The sequence below is a fragment of the Pseudomonas sp. rhizo66 genome, assembly GCF_031931925.1.
In the GTDB taxonomy this organism is placed as follows: Bacteria; Pseudomonadota; Gammaproteobacteria; order Pseudomonadales; family Pseudomonadaceae; genus Aquipseudomonas.
Genome location: NZ_JAUJWZ010000004.1, coordinates 278,379 through 295,604, shown reverse-complemented (window position 1 = coordinate 295,604; position 17,226 = coordinate 278,379). Strand labels below are relative to the sequence as shown.

Annotated in this window: 13 protein-coding genes; 8 read left to right on the top strand and 5 right to left on the bottom strand. The window is 62.0% G+C overall.

Annotation, left to right across the window (positions count from 1 at the left end):
* Positions 1–69: 69 nt before the first annotated feature.
* From QZR14_RS07120 to cobG, 5 genes are all read right to left on the bottom strand, one after another.
* The gene (locus QZR14_RS07120; RefSeq protein WP_311996223.1) at positions 70–7,131 is read right to left on the bottom strand and encodes a TcdA/TcdB pore-forming domain-containing protein; all 7,062 of its coding nucleotides are present in this window, start codon (positions 7,129–7,131) and stop codon (positions 70–72) included.
* Between the two features lie 300 nt (positions 7,132–7,431).
* Positions 7,432–9,132 (bottom strand): precorrin-3B C(17)-methyltransferase, encoded by a 1,701-nt coding sequence (cobJ, locus tag QZR14_RS07115; protein ID WP_311996222.1) that lies wholly within the window; start codon positions 9,130–9,132, stop codon positions 7,432–7,434.
* Positions 9,132–9,866, bottom strand: coding sequence for a precorrin-2 C(20)-methyltransferase (locus QZR14_RS07110; RefSeq protein WP_407082799.1), 735 nt, complete (start codon positions 9,864–9,866; stop codon positions 9,132–9,134). The genes cobJ and QZR14_RS07110 overlap by 1 nt, the downstream gene beginning before the upstream one ends.
* A complete protein-coding gene (locus tag QZR14_RS07105) occupies positions 9,863–10,489 on the bottom strand; it encodes a precorrin-8X methylmutase (RefSeq protein ID WP_007914573.1) in 627 nt (208 codons plus the stop codon). The genes QZR14_RS07110 and QZR14_RS07105 overlap by 4 nt, the downstream gene beginning before the upstream one ends.
* Positions 10,482–11,777, bottom strand: a complete 1,296-nt coding sequence (gene cobG, locus QZR14_RS07100) for a precorrin-3B synthase (RefSeq protein ID WP_311996221.1) — start codon at positions 11,775–11,777, stop codon at positions 10,482–10,484. The genes QZR14_RS07105 and cobG overlap by 8 nt, the downstream gene beginning before the upstream one ends.
* A 132-nt stretch (positions 11,778–11,909) precedes the next feature.
* Between cobG and cbiE the strand changes: the two genes are divergently transcribed.
* The 8 genes from cbiE to QZR14_RS07060 all read left to right on the top strand — a co-directional run bounded on the left by cbiE (position 11,910) and on the right by QZR14_RS07060 (position 17,159).
* Positions 11,910–13,121 (top strand): precorrin-6y C5,15-methyltransferase (decarboxylating) subunit CbiE, encoded by a 1,212-nt coding sequence (gene cbiE, locus QZR14_RS07095; RefSeq protein WP_311996220.1) that lies wholly within the window; start codon positions 11,910–11,912, stop codon positions 13,119–13,121.
* Positions 13,114–14,211 carry a cobalt-precorrin-5B (C(1))-methyltransferase gene (locus QZR14_RS07090; RefSeq protein ID WP_311996219.1) on the top strand — a complete coding sequence of 366 codons (1,098 nt, stop codon included), beginning with the start codon at positions 13,114–13,116 and terminating at the stop codon, positions 14,209–14,211. The genes cbiE and QZR14_RS07090 overlap by 8 nt, the downstream gene beginning before the upstream one ends.
* Complete coding sequence (locus QZR14_RS07085; protein WP_311996218.1) at positions 14,208–14,933, top strand: cobalt-precorrin-6A reductase; 726 nt, start codon at positions 14,208–14,210, stop codon at positions 14,931–14,933. The genes QZR14_RS07090 and QZR14_RS07085 overlap by 4 nt, the downstream gene beginning before the upstream one ends.
* Before the next feature lie 56 nt (positions 14,934–14,989).
* Positions 14,990–15,325: a type II toxin-antitoxin system RelE/ParE family toxin gene (locus QZR14_RS07080; protein ID WP_008078140.1), complete on the top strand. Its 336-nt coding sequence runs from the start codon at positions 14,990–14,992 to the stop codon at positions 15,323–15,325.
* A gap of 3 nt (positions 15,326–15,328) precedes the next feature.
* A complete protein-coding gene (locus QZR14_RS07075; RefSeq protein WP_025111781.1) occupies positions 15,329–15,652 on the top strand; it encodes a helix-turn-helix domain-containing transcriptional regulator in 324 nt (107 codons plus the stop codon).
* A gap of 112 nt (positions 15,653–15,764) precedes the next feature.
* Positions 15,765–16,163 (top strand): DUF2946 domain-containing protein, encoded by a 399-nt coding sequence (locus QZR14_RS07070; RefSeq protein ID WP_250602990.1) that lies wholly within the window; start codon positions 15,765–15,767, stop codon positions 16,161–16,163.
* A gap of 48 nt (positions 16,164–16,211) precedes the next feature.
* Positions 16,212–16,691, top strand: coding sequence for a copper chaperone PCu(A)C (locus QZR14_RS07065; RefSeq protein ID WP_311996217.1), 480 nt, complete (start codon positions 16,212–16,214; stop codon positions 16,689–16,691).
* Positions 16,692–16,712: 21 nt separating this feature from the next.
* Positions 16,713–17,159, top strand: coding sequence for a DUF2946 domain-containing protein (locus QZR14_RS07060; RefSeq protein WP_311996216.1), 447 nt, complete (start codon positions 16,713–16,715; stop codon positions 17,157–17,159).
* The last annotated feature ends 67 nt before the right edge of the window (positions 17,160–17,226 follow it).

The following is a 17,226-nucleotide window of genomic DNA, read 5'->3' as shown; positions in this document are numbered from 1 at the left end:
CATACCGCTTTGCCAAGGGCCGTGAATTCATTTTTCACGGCCCTTTTTGCTTCTACATCGGTTTCTGGTTCAAAGCGCAGCCTCGATCAGCTCGTTCAGACTGAACACGGCGTTAGCGCCCTGCACCTGCGCAAAACGCTGCAACCAATCGGCGAGGGTGAACGTGCAGTGGACCCGCTCATCGAGCCTGACCGTTATTTCCATTGGCGCGCTTTCCTCACCGTCCCGGGGTTCGACATTGCGCACAATCAGAGTGCGCGCACTGTCCGGGTCGGCAAACACCAGGTGCCCTTCAACCCGCGACATCAAGAGGTGCGCGCAGTCGGACATGTCGAGGAGCAGCAGGTTGGTGTCCCAATCTTCATCGCTCGCTGCCACCCGCGTATCGACCACGATGCAGTCCAGACGCTGCCAGGTTTCGTCAGTAATCCGATACCCGGTTTCCCGGGAACCGAAGGCCAGAATCAGCGTGTCGATGCCATCGGGTAACAATGCGCTGACATCGGTCACGTCATCGCTCAAGGACAGGGACAACACCGCGCCTTCACGCTGGGCGTGGCAGCCCGGAATCCAGACACGATCAGAATCGCCGGGGCCTGCGCTGAAGACAAGTCCGTCAACCGGGTCGAACAGCAGCGCTGCGGTGTTTTGGCGCGAGCCAAGAAACGCCGGCCACTGTCCCGCGTGGCGGCCGGTGACCTCAAACAAGCGATCCGTCGCCGGCAGGTAATACGTGTAGCGCGTGCCGGTATGTTCGACCGGCAGGACCTGCGCGTGAACCTGCCCCGCGAGCAAAGCCTTCAAGCGCGAACGCCACTGCTCAGCCGTCTGATCCTGCGCGTGCGACCAGCGATTTTCCACGCTGATGATCCGCGCAGGCTGCTGATCGTGCAGCTCGACATTGACCCCGTCGCGGGTTTGCCCGAGCAGTCCTTGCCCATGCGTCAACACGTTGGCAAACGACCACTGCGACCAGACCTTTGCTGCCTTGGGCAGTTGCTCGGGACTCGCACGCTGCGGTCCCGCAGCAAATGCGCCACGCAATGTCTCGATCGCAATAGTCGGCTGGCGATAGAGTCCTCCGGACGAGCCATCCAGCAACCATGCGGCCTGTTTGTCCGGCGTCAGTCCCAACGGCGTCAACTGCACTTCCGGGCCGATGTCAGACACGACGAATTGCTCATCGATGCACCACGCCACAAGAAACGCATGACCTGCGCCATCGCCCAATCCGATGAGCGGAAAAGGTTCGGACTTGTACGTTTTTGCCAGCGCAGGCAAGGCATCCAGCCAGTCAGGATTGAGCTGCAGCCATCGCGGGCCGAGGCCGGCAAATTTCAAAATGCTCGCAGTGGGAATTCCATCCCTCCACTGTTCATCGTTGAGGCGGATGTCGACCTCGAAGAGGCGGCCATCGGTCTTGGTGGCCAAGTAGCGGCCGAGCGATTGGGTGACGTCGACCACATCGCGCTCGATGACCCGGTTGATGAACTGCCCGACCGTCGGCTCGACACCTCGGCTGATGGTCTGCGCTTGCTTGCTATAAAAAAGCAGCGCATCGCCCTCGGGATCGGCCGGCATCAACATGACCATGTCCGCCTCACTGCCCAGCCCCGCCGAAAAATAGCGGCCCGTGCGCTTGTTGATCCAGGCACGCCGGCGCAGCCCTTCAAAGTAGTAGGTGCGTGCGTAAACGAACGGCGCATACGCCCAGGAACTGAGGGCATTGGCCATGCCAGGGGTTTCATCGTTGTACGCGCCGAAGCGCGTGAAGTGATGCAAATCGCCCTGCCCGGGGCGCGCGGTGGGTTCCTCGATAAACGATGACTTGATGCCCGTCAGCACCACGGCCGAATCGCTGACGCGATACTCCAGTGTGGTTTCGGTTTCAGTTATCCGGGCGTCGATCTGCAGGCGTTGCAATATTCGCAGGCTGCCATCGGCGTCCTGGACACAACCCACGATGTGCGACCCGCTCGCGGGATTCATCAAGCGGTAGCGATGCACGACGGTGCCGGTGATCGCGTCGACACGCCAGACCGTCGCCCGTTGCGGATGGTAGAACCAGGCATGGCGGGAACTGGCGCCAGCCAATACCAGCCCCTCGTTCACCGCGCCCGGCAGATTGCGCGCGTACAACAGACGATCGCTGGTCGCGTCATACCAGGCAGTGGTCAGCACCGTCGGCGCGGCCGCCACTCGGAATTTGTACAGCGGCACCGCGTTTGCGACCAGTCGGCCTTCGCGGGCGTGCTGGCGCAGCAGCGCCAGTACTTGCGGCAGGCGGTTTTGATCATCGAGGGTAACGGACTGCAAACGCAGGCAGCGTTCCCACCAGTCGACCCGGAACAGGCCCTCGGCCAGTTCAATCCAGCCGTCGAAAACCGACAGCACCACACCGTCGACCATCAGTTGGCCTTCGTCATCATTTTCTCGATCCGGGGCGACTATTGTGACCTGCTCCAGGCGAGCCCAGGTCGCCTGCACCCGCCACTTGGCAGGGCCATGAAATCTGACCGAGACGATGCCGGGTGCAAGCCTGATCCGGTATTGCCCTTCGGGGGCGCTGATTGCGTAGGAAATCCTGTTGTGCACCAGCGCTTCCAGGGTCGGCACCACCAACTGGCGTACCTGACTGTCCAGCACCACGCTGATGCCTGTCGGTTGATAGACCGGATGCAGCTTGTACAGAATGTGCGGCAGCGACGGATTGGTGGTGAGATAGAAGCGTCGGTTTCCGTGTTGGTCATACTCCAGAGCGTCCGCCATGCGCTCCGTCACTTGCGGGTAGCGGGTTTCAGCGGGGATATCGCCAGCGTCCCCGACCTCGCCGGGAAGGGGTTCGTAGGTGTATCCGCCCAGCCCCTTCATCTGATACTCGTAACCGTAATGGCAGATCGGCGTGCACGGCAGCACCAGCGTCTCCAGCGCCTCGGTTTCGTCGCGTTCAAGATAAACGACCTCGGGCAGCCCAAGTGCCTGGCGGATATCGAGGGACAGGTGAATAGCCTTCGGGTCATCGTTGTACTGCGGCAGTTCCAGTGGCCCGCCCGTCCACGGGTAAAACTTCTGGCTGTCGAAACGCACTTCATTGGTTTGCAGGTTCAGACTGACGATGACCGCCTCTGCGGGAAATTGCAGCACGCCGTCCTTCAAGGTGTAGGCACCGCGCCGGTATGCAAGGCGGATCGCCCGCAAATGATTGCCCACCGCCGTGGCCTTGTCCCTGATCTGCCCCAGGTTGCTGGCAATCGCCGTCACCCCGATGCCGACACCCAGCAGCGGCACCGACAGAACGGCCGCCCCCGCGCCCACCACCCCGCCGGCGGCCAACGCGACCACATCCAGCCCCAATGCCGCAACGTTGAACGCCAGTGAGGTGGAGAAGCGTGAGCGCTGCTCATGGTTCTCGGCCACCGACAGGTTATGCAGGTCGAAGCCGATGTTGGCGAGGGAAAAAACCAAACCGCCGCCCGTGACAGCTCGCCCCAACAGCCGCCCCGGCAACGACGACCGCCTTAGGGCCAAGGCCCGTTCGCTGGCCACCACCTGACGCACCAGCTGAACCGTCTGCGCCGTGTCGCTCAGCACGCCAAAACCCAACTGTGCGTAACTGATATAGACCTGCACTTGCAGGGCTATCGACAAGGTTGGCACTTGCTCGCCGGCAGTCTGATAGTCGCGCTGGCGCATTTCAGTCACCAGCGTCTGGATCGCGAAAGCGAAACTCAGACGACTGCCGCCGTCGGCCTCGACCGCGGCAGTCGGCTTGCCCGCCACCGTGGTGAGCAAACGCTGAAGGTGTTTTTTAAACCGCTCAAACCGTGCATCGACGGTGTTGACCGTCAGCGATCTGGACGGATTCTGCGCATCCACCAGCGTCAGCGAATAACCCGTGTCCGGGTTTGCCTTGAGTGTCTCCAGCAGCGGCAGATAGTTGTGCCCCAGCGTCTGCTCAGCACGGAGTTGTCGGGTTGCCTGAGCAAATTCCTGCGCCCAGTAACGCGCGTCCAACTGCGCAAGGCTCGCCCCCAGGCGCGCGTTTTCACTGAGTGAGCGTGTGCGTGCCACGGCTTGCTTTGCCCACACTGAAGCCGCCTGATGCTCGGCGATGCCTGCAGTTTGCAAAAAGCTCTCGACGCGCAACCCGGAAGACAATGTCCGCTCGGCGAGCGCAACGGTGTCCAGCTCGATCACATCGAACTGCGCGGTGTCGATATCGGTCAGGCCATACAACCTCGCCAGCGTGTTGCCGTCGTCACTTAAATAACGCGCCACGCCCTGCTTCATTTCTGCGCTTGCGGCAAATCCATAAATCGCAAAATTGGGATCATAAAAGCGATAGACCGTTTGCTCATCCACCTGCACTTTGGCAACCAGCAAAGCGTGATTGCCCGTATCGAGCAACAGGACGCCGGGGGTGGTTTTCGCCTCCAGGGTCTGTATCACGCTGTCGAGGCTGTGCTGGCCGCGAGTTTGTCCGATGGCACGCGCGGGCACCTCGCGCAGCTCATCCAGCGCGCTGAGCAATGCCCGCGAATCAACGTCTCCGGGACTCAGGCTGGCATTGGCCACACGTCCGATCAGTGCACGCTCGGCCGACGCGCCGGACGCCACAGCAGCGCCGATCAACAACGCCAACGGATAGCAACGGCGTCCCGGGTCGCCTGTGCTGCGCCTCAACAAATCCTGCGGCAGCTGCCTGACGGACACGGCGCCGGACTGCAGGAACACCTCCCGCACCTGGCCACCACGCTTGAAAATCTGCCTGTGGTATTCACGCTGCGCCGTGTGATTGATCTGGCCGATGCGCGCGCCCCACTGTTTCAGCGTCAGCGGTTCGCTCATCGCCAACGCCTTGAGCTCGCGCGAAGTGTGCGTACCCTGGATGCTCGCGCCGGCCAGCCCGGCCTCGAAGGTCGCCGATGCCTGCTGAATCAGGGCCTTTTCAAGCGCGTGGTAACGGGCGAACAAGCCGCCCTCAGCGGTTTCCCGGGCGATGTCCATAACGCTCTGCCAGACCGGGGCAAACCCGGCGGCATCGAGACTGTTTGCCCCCAACATTCCGCCGAGAATGACGCGTTGCAGCGGGCTGAGCTGCTCAACGACCAGCGAGCCATGGGCGACGCGGGAGAACAGCTCATTGAGATTGCGGGTGGACTCCGCGCCATGGGAAAGCGGAATTTCACTGACGGTCTGCGCGCGTATCTGCTCACGGCTATCGAAGCCGATGAAAATCGCTGAATTGAAGGTAATGTCGCCGCTCAACTTCTCCTGCATCGCACGCCGGAACGGCTCGCCCAGATCGTCCAGCAGTTGCTGCAACACCGCGGTCAGCAAAACCGGCTTGCCTTCAATAACCGGCCAGCCCTGCTTGAACGTCAGCGTGTGCGCTTTCAGCAGGTCCGTCATCTGACCGGCGTAGCGCGATTTGAGCTTGCCGGTTCGCCACTTCTCCCGCTCTTCCAGCAACCATTGCTCGGCCTTGCCGTCGACGGTCCAGCCGGAGATCAGCTCTTCCTCGGTGTGGGTGTTGTAGCCCTCAAGCAACTTCAAGCGTTCACGGATCTGCACATGCCGATCGGGTTGCAAGTGCTGCTCTATGTATTTGAGCAGCGCGGCAGCCGCAGCCCCCGGACCGGTCAAGGTGATGGTGCCGCGCGCTTCGAGGCGAATGCCATCGCGGTAATAGGTAAAAATCGCGTCGATCAGTTTGGAGCGGAACACATCGCCCTGCGCTTCAGGCAGTTTGCCCTGCGCCTGAGCTTCATTGACCACATTCTCGATCACATCGAACATCCGCGCCTGATCCGTCGCGTCGATGCCGGCGACTGCCGCACGCTGCTCCACTTCCAGCAGGCAGTCATAATTGAGGCGGATCATCTGCATGTACGCCAGGGTCATGGCACTGCCGGGATGGGCCAGAATGTGCGCATTCATTTCCGTCCAGTCCGGCAGGCCATAGGCCGTGCCCAAGCGCATCGCGTCCTGCGGCACCGCGTGATCTTGCGGTGCGACAAAGATCTCACTGAGCGGGTGTCGCTCGCGGGCAAACGCCGTCAATGCCTCGAGGTGTTGCGCAGGGATCTTGTCAGTGCGGTCGAGATAACGCTGGCGATCGCGCCCCGGCATCAACGCTTCATTGTGGTTCAGCAGCAATTGCAAAACGCCGATGCGGCCTTCTCCTCCGACGCTGAGCATATCGACGCCGGCCAGCGTGTCGGCCAGTGGCGGCAAGTAATCCATATCGCTGTAACGGCCACCTTCCAGGTATTCGGCCTGCAAGCGCACGACATCGCTTGCCGCCGCAAAGTTGCCGCGCATGGCCACCTCGCGCTGATAGACATCCTGCAAAAAGTGCCCGGCAAATTCGTGGCTGACATCGCGCAGTTGCAGGTCCGTTGCGACCATCGCCTGATGCGTCTGCAGGCAGCGTTGGCGAAAGGCTTCGAGCGTTGCCCGATCCTTGCCGTAGGCACGCACCATCAAGTCGATACGCGCTTCGTCGGCTCGCCCCCGCCACTGCGCTTGCTGCAGATGGGCAAACATCTGCTGCTTCAACACCCGCGCACGGTCTTCGATCATCTGCGACAACTGGAAAGCCTTGCTGACCTTGTCACCACCCGACTCCAGAGCATCCACCCTGGCGCTGTCGAGGATCACCCGGTTCATTTCAAAGGCGAGCAATGCATCGCTGTCATACCAGAGGTTGAAGCGGTAACCCTGCGGCTCCAGCACCTGGCGCCAGATGTTCATATAGTCGCGCTGATTGGCCCCGACTTCACTGCCGCCCACCCAGACGAAATGCATGATTTTCGCCACGGGTCTGGCCACGCCATGGAGCATGGCGTGCGTGTCCTCCAGCCTGGCGACTGATTTGGCCAGATTCGAGCGGATCTGGCTGATGGCTTCGGAAACGGGCTGAGCCTTGCGTTGGAGCAACGACTCCAGCGCCTCCTGCAACAGCTTGGTCGACAGCAGACGTTGCGGGTCGTCAATTACTTGCCCGGCAAGTTCATAGTGCGATAGCAACGCCTTGTATTCAGCGCTGTCGGCAAACTCGCTCAGCGCCCGCTCAAGTTGCGAGAAGTCTTTGGCGGAAAGGATTTCATACTGCTTATTGGTTTTCATCGTGGCACTTCTTCAATAGCGGCTTCATTCGCCACGAAACTATTGAGCCGAAGCAGCACACTCAAATCCGAACAAACTCAAACAATGTCCAGTGAAACACCCCATAACACTCGGGGTTTGCACTTGAACCATGCGGCAATGAATTGCCTGTTTTCTTACCCGCGCACAAACGCACGAGGCCGCCAATCCAGAAGATTGGCGGCCTCGTGTTCGAGCGCGATGATTCAATCCGAATCGTTAACCTGATATCACGCCTAACCAAGTTGCTTACAACTTCGCTAAACGCTCAACATGACTTTCTCAAGCCCCAGGCTTTTCACCGTACCAACGCGGTGTGTAAACCCAGACACCGCCGTCGCCGCGCGGGAACGTGCAAGTAGTCGACGATCCAATCAACACCATGGTGCGCATATCCACTTGTTCGGGGGTTAATGCGCCGAGTGTCGTGGTGCGCAGGGTCTGTCCCGGACGGCCGATGTCACGGCCCAATACCACCGGTGTTTCAGGCGTGCGATGCTGCGCGACGATCTCCAGCGCCCGACCCAGTTGCCACGGACGTGCACGGGAGATCGGGTTGTAGAAGGCCAGGGCCAGATCCGCTTCAGCGGCCAGATCCAGACGTTTTTCGATGATCGACCAGGGTTTCAGGTTGTCCGACAGCGACATCACGCAGAAGTCATGGCCCAGTGGCGCCCCGGCCTGTGCGGCGGTGGCCAGCGAAGCGGAAACACCCGGCAGAATCTCCAGATCAACGCTGTGCCACGCCGGGTCCGTCGACTCGTGCAAGGCTTCGAGCACTGCCGCCGCCATGGCGAACACACCGGGATCACCCGAGGACACGACAATCACCGAGCGCCCCTCAGCGGCCAGCCGGAAGGCGTGACGGGCGCGCTGCATCTCTTCGCGGTTGTCGGTGCAGTGCTGCACTTGATCGTCGCGAAACGGCCCGGCCATGCGTACGTAGGTTTCGTAACCGAGCACATCGGTGGCGCGAGCCAGTTCGGCCTTCACCGCGGGCACCATCAGTTCGGCAGCGCCGGGGCCGAGGCCGATCACCGCGAGACGACCACGTGGCCGGCCAAGGCTGGAAACATCCAACGGCTGTTCGGCGACCGCGATTGCCACGCCGTGGCCAGCCACGACCGTCGCCGCAGGCACTGCGACACGCGCCAGGGTTTCGAGGTCGCGTTGCGCCGCGACAAAACGCAGCGGCACACCCAGTTCAAGCGCCGCTTCACGCAAAAGTGGCGAAGCCATTTGCGTCTCGCTGGCCAGCAGACAGGCCAGCGATTGTCCGGCGATTTGCGCCTGCTGCAACGCGCTGCGAACGGCACTCGCCAGGTCCGCTGTGTCGGCACTCACCGCCACCGCCACGCTGCGTGGATAGATCAGCAACTCACTGGCACTCGCCTCACGCGCGGCACTGCCGACATGAATCGAGCGCTGCGCCTGCGGGTCTTCAGGCAATTGCGCCTGATCCAGCCACGGCGCCGCGCCTTCGATGCGCACGCTGTGACCGGCCAACAGGTCGGAGACGAAGCGCTTGCCCAGTTCCAGATCGCCCAGCGCGTAACCGCTCGGTGGGTTGAGCAGGCAGGTGCCAAAACGCAACTCGCCGCTGGTGGTGATCGCGGCTGCTACTTGCAGCCCGGCAGCGATTTCCCGCGCCATGACATTCACCCCGCCAAGGCCACCCAACAGCGGCACCACAGCGCTGCCGTCTTCGGCCACGGCGAGCACTGCCGGTTCGGCGCCCTTTTCCAGCAACAGCGGCGCCAGCGTGCGAATGACGATGCCGGCGGCGCACAGGGCAATGATCGGCGTGTCCTGCTGATACAAGGCGCGCAGGGTCGCGCCGAATTCCTGATAGGTGCAATCGGCGCCTTCGACCCGCCCGGCGAGGCCGTGAATTTGCGCTGCCGGATAGACCTGCTGAACGCGCCGTGCGGTGGCCAGGCTGCCCTGACCGAGAATGACAATGGCTGGCGTGGATTGAGTCATCAGCCTTGCCACCGTTCGCCCGGCACGATGATCAGCGAGAAGTAAGGTGACGACATCGGCTCGACCTGATCCATCGGCACGATCTTCTGATTGGCCATGGTTGCGCGCTCGACATACAGCGCCCGCTCCGCCAGACCGAGTTCTTCCAGCACCTGACGCACTTTGGGGAAGTTGCGCCCCAGCTTCATGATCACCGCCGCGTCGGCATCGGCCAGACGCCGCTTCAACTCTTCATGGGGCAACACGCCCGAGAGCACCGACAGACTCTGATTGCGATACACCAGCGGCGCGCCGAGCACCGAAGCGCCGCCCAGCATCGAGCACACGCCCGGCACCACTTGCGCTTCATAACGGCTGGCGAGGCGATCGTGCAGGTACATGTAGGAACCGTAGAAGAACGGATCGCCCTCACAGATCACCGCGACATCGCGACCGGCATCCAGATGAGCGGCGAGCGTCTCGGCGGCTTCGTCGTAGAAATCGCTGATCACCTGCTCATAGGAAAGCGGCGCCGGCAGCGCTTCGGTGGTCACCGGATAGACCAGCGGCAGCAGGTTCTGCGCCTGTTGCAGATGCGCCTCGATGATGCCGAACGCGTTGCCCTTTTTGCCTTTGGCGACGAAGTACGCCACCACCGGCGATTCGCGCAGCAAGCGCAGGGCTTTGACAGTAATCAGTTCCGGATCACCCGGGCCGACGCCCAGGCCAAGCAAACGTCCTTTGGCCTGCATCATTCGATCTCCGTGGCGAGGGCATTGACGGCGGCGGCGGCCATGGCGCTGCCACCGAGGCGGCCCTGCATGATCACGAACGGCACGCCACGGCTGTCGGCGGCCAGTGCGGCTTTCGATTCGGCGGCGCCGACGAAGCCGACCGGGAAGCCGAGGATCAGCGCCGGTTTCGGTGCGCCGGCGTCGAGCATTTCCAACAGATAGAACAGCGCGGTCGGCGCGTTGCCGATCACCACCACGCTGCCTTCCAGGTGCGGACGCCACAACTCAAGTGCAGCGGCGGAACGGGTATTGCCCAGCTCACGGGCCAATTCCGGCACGCTCTCGTCGCGCAAAGTGCAGATCACTTCGTTGTTGGCCGGCAGGCGCGCACGGGTCACGCCTTCGGAGACCATTCGCGCATCGCAAAGAATCGGTGCACCGGCGGCCAGCGCATCGCGCCCGGCCTTGCCCGCGCCTTCGGAGAATTGCAGACCATCGACGGCCTCGACCATGCCGCAGGCGTGAATCACCCGCACCGCGAGTTTTTCCAGATCGGCCGGGATGCGCGCCAGATTGGCCTCGCTGCGAATGATCGCGAAGGAGTTGCGATAAATCTCCTGACCGTCGCGGATGTAATCAAGCATCAATGGGGCTCCGAGCGCGGGCGGCGAGCAGGGTCGCGGCCGCTTCAATAGTAAGGTTGCGGGCGTGCAGCGCGCCGAAACCCGGCAGCGTCGCATCGCGAAAATAGAGGTCGTAATGACCCGGATTGACGGCCAGCAACGTCACCGGGGCACAGTGGGCGGCGGCGCACGAGCGCGGGCAGCCACTGAGGTGAACGTTGAGGGCCGAGGGCAGCAACGTCGCCAGATGGCGGGCGTCCTGCTTGGTGTCGGCCAGGCCTTTACCGCAGCCACTGGCACCGCTGCAAGCGATCAGGCGTGAGAGGGGTTCGGCAGCGCGGGTCAACAGGTTCAGTTGCTCAAGACCTTCCAGTACTTGCGCCGCATCGCTTGCTTTGACGTCCGGCACCAGCAGGCTTTGCCAAGGTGTGAAGCGCAGGCTGCCATTGCCGAACTGGCGGGCCAGTTGCGCAGCCCCGCGCAACATCGCCGGATCGAGACGCCCCAGCGCCGGCACCGCACCGATATACACCTGACCCGCATTGTTTTGCGGATGAACGCCGATGTGCAGATCGTCCGCCCCGGCGGTGCGCTGCCAATCGCTGAGCGGCTTGATCGGCAAACGCGTGTTCAGTTGTTCAAGAAACGCCGGCATCGGCAACTCGTCGAGCAAATGGCGCATGCGCGTCTGCTCGGGACGCGCCAATGCCAGAAACAGCTCCAGCACCGCCACCACCAACGCATGGCCGTGTTCCAGCGCCACGGCGCCGAGCGCGCGATCCGTCGGGCATCCAGCCAGACCGAATGCCAACCAGGTTTCACCGTCACGTTCGAACGCCGACAACCACAGATCGTGGGGATGTTCGAGCATCGCCAGCGCTTCACCGCCATCCAGTTGCACGGCGAACTTGGCACTCAGCTCGTGGAACCGTGGATGACTTTGCAAGGTGTCGAGGATCTGCTCGGCGAGGCCGCGCGTGTCGACCTGCATTTGCCGATCGATCCCGGCGGCAGGGCTGAGCATCAGGTTGCGCACATCGTCACCGGCCGCCGTGCGCGGGCCAAGGCCGGCGGCAAGCAAGCGCTCGATCAGTGCCGCAGATTGCTCGCCGATCCCGCGAATCTGCAGATTGGCGCGGTTGGTCGCCTCGATAGCCCCGCCGAACTGTTCGGCAGCTTCGGCCACCGCGTCGGCCTGATCGGCGCTGATCGACCCGCCGTTGAGCTTGATCCGGCATATGCCACCGTCCAGTGCCTGGACGATACGCAGCAACCCCGGGCAGGCCGAGGGGCGTAAAGCGGTGGACATCGGGCGTTCGTTCAAGGGGCTGACCGGCTGCGTGGGAAAGGCGCTTCGCGGGCGAAGGCGCGGTATTATGCCTGCTTTGTCCGCTGGCATGAAAAGACTGCCCGTCGGAACGGCGTGTTTAGAGGAATATAGATGTCACCCTGGCTGACGGTAGTGGGAATCGGTGAAGACGGCTTCAAGGGCCTGGGCAAAAACGCCCGGCGCGCCCTGCTGGGCGCCTCGCGGATCGTCGGTGGCCAGCGCCAACTGGATTTGCTGCCAGCGTGCATTCGCGGCGAACGGCAGTTGTGGCCGAGTCCGTTTTCCCTCGCACCCGTGCTGGAACAGCGTGGCGAAGCGGTCTGCGTGCTGGCCAGCGGTGACCCGATGTTCTACGGCGTCGGTGCCAGCCTCGCCCGCCAGGTGCCAAGTGAGGAAATGCTGATCCTGCCCGCCCCGTCGTCCTGCTCGCTGGCCGCTGCCCGCCTCGGCTGGCCGTTGCAGGAGGTGGTGGTGCTTTCGCTGGTGGCCCGACCGCTGGCGGCGCTCAATGCGCAACTGTTCAGCGGCGTGCGTCTGTTATTGCTGAGCAACGATGGCCAGAGCCCGGCGGCGGTCGCGCAATTGCTCGGCGAACGCGGCTTCGGTTCGAGTCGCATAAGCGTGCTTGAACATCTTGGCGGTGATGCCGAACGGCGCATCGACAGTACCGCCAATGCCTGGAATGCCGCGTCAGTGGCCGACCTCAATGTCATTGCCATCGAATGTCTGGCCGATGCCGAAGCGCCACGCCTTTCGCGTCTCGCCGGATTGCCGGATTCGGCCTTCCAGCATGACGGCCAGTTGACCAAACGCGATGTGCGCGCCATCACCCTCGCCCGCCTCGCCCCGACACCCGGCGAACTGCTCTGGGATGTCGGCGCCGGCAGCGGTTCGATCGGCATCGAGTGGATGCGCGCGCACCCGAGCTGCCGCGCCTTGGCCATCGAAGCCGACGAAGGTCGCCAGCAATTGATCGAGCACAACCGCGATGCGCTGGGTGTGCCCGGTCTGCAACTGATTCGCGGCAAGGCACCGCAGGCGCTGGCCGGACTGGAGCGCCCGGACGCGATTTTCATCGGCGGCGGCGTGACCCGTGAAGGCGTGTTCGAAACCTGCTGGGCGCAACTCAAACCCGGTGGCCGTCTGGTCGCCAACGCGGTGACGCTGCAAAGCGAAGTGGCCCTGATGAATTGGCGCGAACGCTTCGGCGGCGAGCTGACGCGCATCCATGTCGCCCAGGCGCAGCCGCTCGGCGAGTTCGACACCTGGCGGCAGGCGCTGCCGATCACCCTGCTCGATCTGGTCAAACCCCTCGATGCGTGACGAAACCGCTGAACAACCCGCGCCCCTGCGCAGCGGCCTGACCACCGGCAGCTGCGCCACCGCGACCAGCCTCGCCGCCGCGCGCCTGTTGCTCAGCGGGCTGTCAGCCGATGCGGTGCAGATCGTCTTGCCCAAAGGCAAACAGGTGCAGATGCGTCTGGAGTTCTGCCGCTTGACCGATGACGGCGCCGAGGCCGGCACAATCAAGGATGCGGGCGATGATCCCGACGTGACTCACGGCGCCCTGCTTTATTCGCACGTGCGGCTGCTGAGTAAACCGGGGATTCGTTTCAATGCTGGTGCCGGCGTTGGCACCGTAACGCGGCCGGGCCTGGTGCTCGGCGTCGGTGAGCCGGCAATCAACCCGGTGCCACGCAAAATGATCAGCGATCACCTGACACTGCTCGCCGCGGAAACCGGATATGCCGGCGGTTTCGACGTCACGGTCAATGTCGAGGGCGGCGAAGCGCTGGCGCTGAAAACCATGAATCCACGCTTGGGCATTCTTGGCGGGCTGTCGATCCTCGGCACCAGCGGCATCGTCCGGCCGTTTTCCTGCGCGGCGTACATTGCCTCGATCCATCAAGGCATTGATGTGGCGAAAACCAACGGTTATCTGCACATCGCAGCCTGCACCGGCAACGCCAGCGAAGACACCATGCGCCGGGTTTACGATCTGCCGGAAATCGCCCTGATCGAAATGGGCGATTTCGTCGGCGCGGTGCTCAAGCATCTGCGCAAAGTGCCTGTGGATAAACTCAGCCTGTGCGGCGGCTTCGGCAAAATCAGCAAACTGGCGGCCGGGCACATGGATCTGCACTCGCGGCATTCAAGTATCGATTTGCCGCAACTGGCTGAGTGGGCCGCGGCGATTGGCGCCGAAGAGGCGCTGCAGCAAAGCATTCGTGAGGCCAATACCAGTCAGCAGGCCTTGGCCATGGCCAGTGCGGTGGGGATCGCCCTCGGTGATGAGGTCTGCCGCCATGCGCTGAATTTTGCCCGCAGCGTGGTGCCGCCGCAGGTGCAGGTCGAGGTATTTGCGATTGATCGTCAGGGCGGGATAGTCGGGCATGCCGGAGGTTTTGCATGAAGCGCATATTGTTGCTCGGTGGCGTGACCGAAGCGCTGGCGATTGCCCGCACGCTCGGGGCAGAACATATCTACAGCCTCGCCGGTGTTGGCCGGGTGCCGACGGATCTGACCTGTCAGGTGCGCGTCGGTGGTTATGGTGGCGCTGAAGGACTGGCGCAATTCATTCATGACGAAGGCATCGAGCTGCTGCTCGACGCCACGCATCCCTATGCCGCACAGATCAGCCAGAACGCCGCGACCGCCGCACGCCTGACTGGCATCCCCTGCTGGGCCTTGCGCCGCCCGGCGTGGCAACCGCAGCCCGGTGATGACTGGCGCGAAGTCAGCGACTGGGCCGAGCTGATCACAGCCCTCAAACCGTTTCGCCGACCGCTGTTCACCCTCGGCCGCGAACCGCTGCAACACCTCGAAGAAATCCCTGCTGAGCAGTTCTGGACCCTGCGCGCCCTCGACGTCTACCCCGGCAACGAACGCTGCGAAGTGATCGGCGCCCGTGGGCCGTTTCTATTGGAGGATGAGCGAGCACTGTTCGAGCGGCGGCAGATCGATGTGTTGATCAGCAAGAACAGCGGCAGCACCGCCACCGAGCCAAAGCTGGAAGTAGCGCGCGAACGTGGGGTGCCGGTGATTGTGTTGAAGCGGCCGGGGTTGCCGGGGGTTGATCGGGAGTTTCTGTTGCTTCAAGAAACACTTGCTGCGTTGGCGGAGTTCATCTCATAGGGCAAGATCCACAGCCTGCATGAAAAGTAACCTATTTGTTACCTTCAGAGCTAGCCGTGATCACACTCGAAGAATATCTACAAGAAGACGAATCAAGCCCATTTGGTCGGTGGATCTCCACTTTAAGTGTGCAGGCGGCACTGAAGGTCTCAAATGCCATGGTCAGGTTGGAATTGGGCAATACTTCCAATATCAAATGGTTCGATGGCTTGGGTGAATACAAAATCAATTGGGGGCCTGGGTACCGGATCTACCTCATACAAGAGGGAAAACGTCTGATCATTTTGTTTGGTGGCGGCGACAAATCGACTCAAAAGAAAGACATCAAACAGGCGAAAGCCTTGATAGCCGAATTCCGAATTCGAAAAAAAGCTGAACAGAACCGGAGGTAATTGATGGTTCTCACTCGAAGCTACAAACATTCAATCGCAGAACGCGCCCAGCGTGATCCGGAGTTTGCTCAAGCATTACTGGATGAGGCCGCGACTCTGTTCCTGAATGGCGAGCCAGAAATGGCCAGAATAATTCTGCGCGATCTCGTCAATGCGACGGTCGGCTTCGAAGAGCTCGCAAGGGAGACCGAAAAGCCGAGTAAAAGCTTGCATCGAATGCTTTCAGCCAAAGGCAATCCGAGCATGGATAACCTGGCCAAAATATTTTCGGTAATCCGCGCTACGCTTGGTGTAGATATGCAAGTTCATGCCGTACCCGTGAATTGAGTGAGTAATTGACGTGTTCGCTGCGACACCAAACCGCACGACGCTTTTTTACTTATCGGCCCTGATCAGGCTAAATAGCCGCGCCTGATCGCCCACCCAATGGATCTGTCCCATGAACCGACACCGGCTGGCAATTGCCTGGATCGCCTGCTTCGCAGTGCTGTTCAACATGCTCGCCATGCCGATGACGGGAGCAATGGCGCAGGCGGCCAGCTCACCGGCCGAACAGTTGCTCTGGAGCAGTTTCTGCACCGGCAGCGGGACCAAGATGGTAGCGATCAACATCGGCACCACCGATCAAAAGGCCCCGAGCAACGACAACCATTCGAACATGCAGCATTGCTGGTGTTGCTCAGGCTCGGCGCCGTTGGTGGCATTGCCGGGGCACTCGCCGCAGCTGTATTTCGCTCGTTATGAAAGCAATCGCAGCGTCGCGCCCGCCTCACTGCAAACACCTACTCCGCGCCAGCAATGGCCGAGTCTCAATCCCCGCGCCTCCCCTCTGGTTTGATTTGTTCGCGCAATTGACCTGCGTTTCAAATCGTTCTGGAGAACTGCCATGTTGAACAAACTCATCGTAATCGCTGCGCTGCTGTTGCCGGCGTGCTTTGCCCATGCCCACGAATACAAGGCGGGCGAGCTGGAAATTGCCCATCCCTGGTCGCAAGAGCTGCCGCCGAATGCACCGACGGTCGCCGCCTATTTCATCATTCACAACGCCGGCAAGACTGACGACCGCCTGCTCAGCGTCGACTCGCCCATCGCCCCTGAAGCGCAGCTGCATGAACATGTGATGCAGGGCGATCTGATGAAAATGCAGCAAGTGAAGAGCGTGGCCATTCCGGCCGGCGGCAACGTGACGTTTGCGCCGATGGCCTATCACGTGATGCTGCTCAATCCGACCGATCGCAGCCTGCTCAGCGACGGCAAACGCTTCCCGCTGACCCTGCATTTCGAGAAGGCCGGTGACGTCACCGTCGACGTCTCGGTGCAGAAGAAACCACCGGAAACCACGCAGGCCCACGCGCACGCCCAGTAAGCCTTCCGGCAGACTCCGCCCATGCGCCCGCTGAGCGCCAGGCCCTTCCGCCAACGCCGTCAGACTCAACACCTGACTCGCGGCAGCTGGATCGCCCTGTTCGCCATGTTGATGATCTTCATCGGCCCACTGATTTCCCAGTCGATGCCGATGGATCAGCACGCCTCGACATCGATGCCGATGAGCATGGACATGTCGATGGACATGCCGGGCATGGATCACGCGGGCCATGATGCAAAACCGAGCGCCGAACACTGCCCGCCGCAATCTTCGCACCACGTACTGTGGGAAAAGTGCGGCTACTGCAGCCTGCTGTTCAACTGCCCGGCGCTGACTGGGGGCGGTGATTTCGTCGCCTTCAACATCACGCCGCTGAACACCTTCACTTCGCCCTATCCCCGCCTGGGCCACGCCCGGCAAACCTTCTTCCCCGGCGCCCGCACCCGCGCCCCGCCCGTCACAGCGTAAACACCGCACCTCTGATTGCACACGGTTGAGAAGACAGCTTCAGGCTGCCGGCCGTGTCGTTTACGAC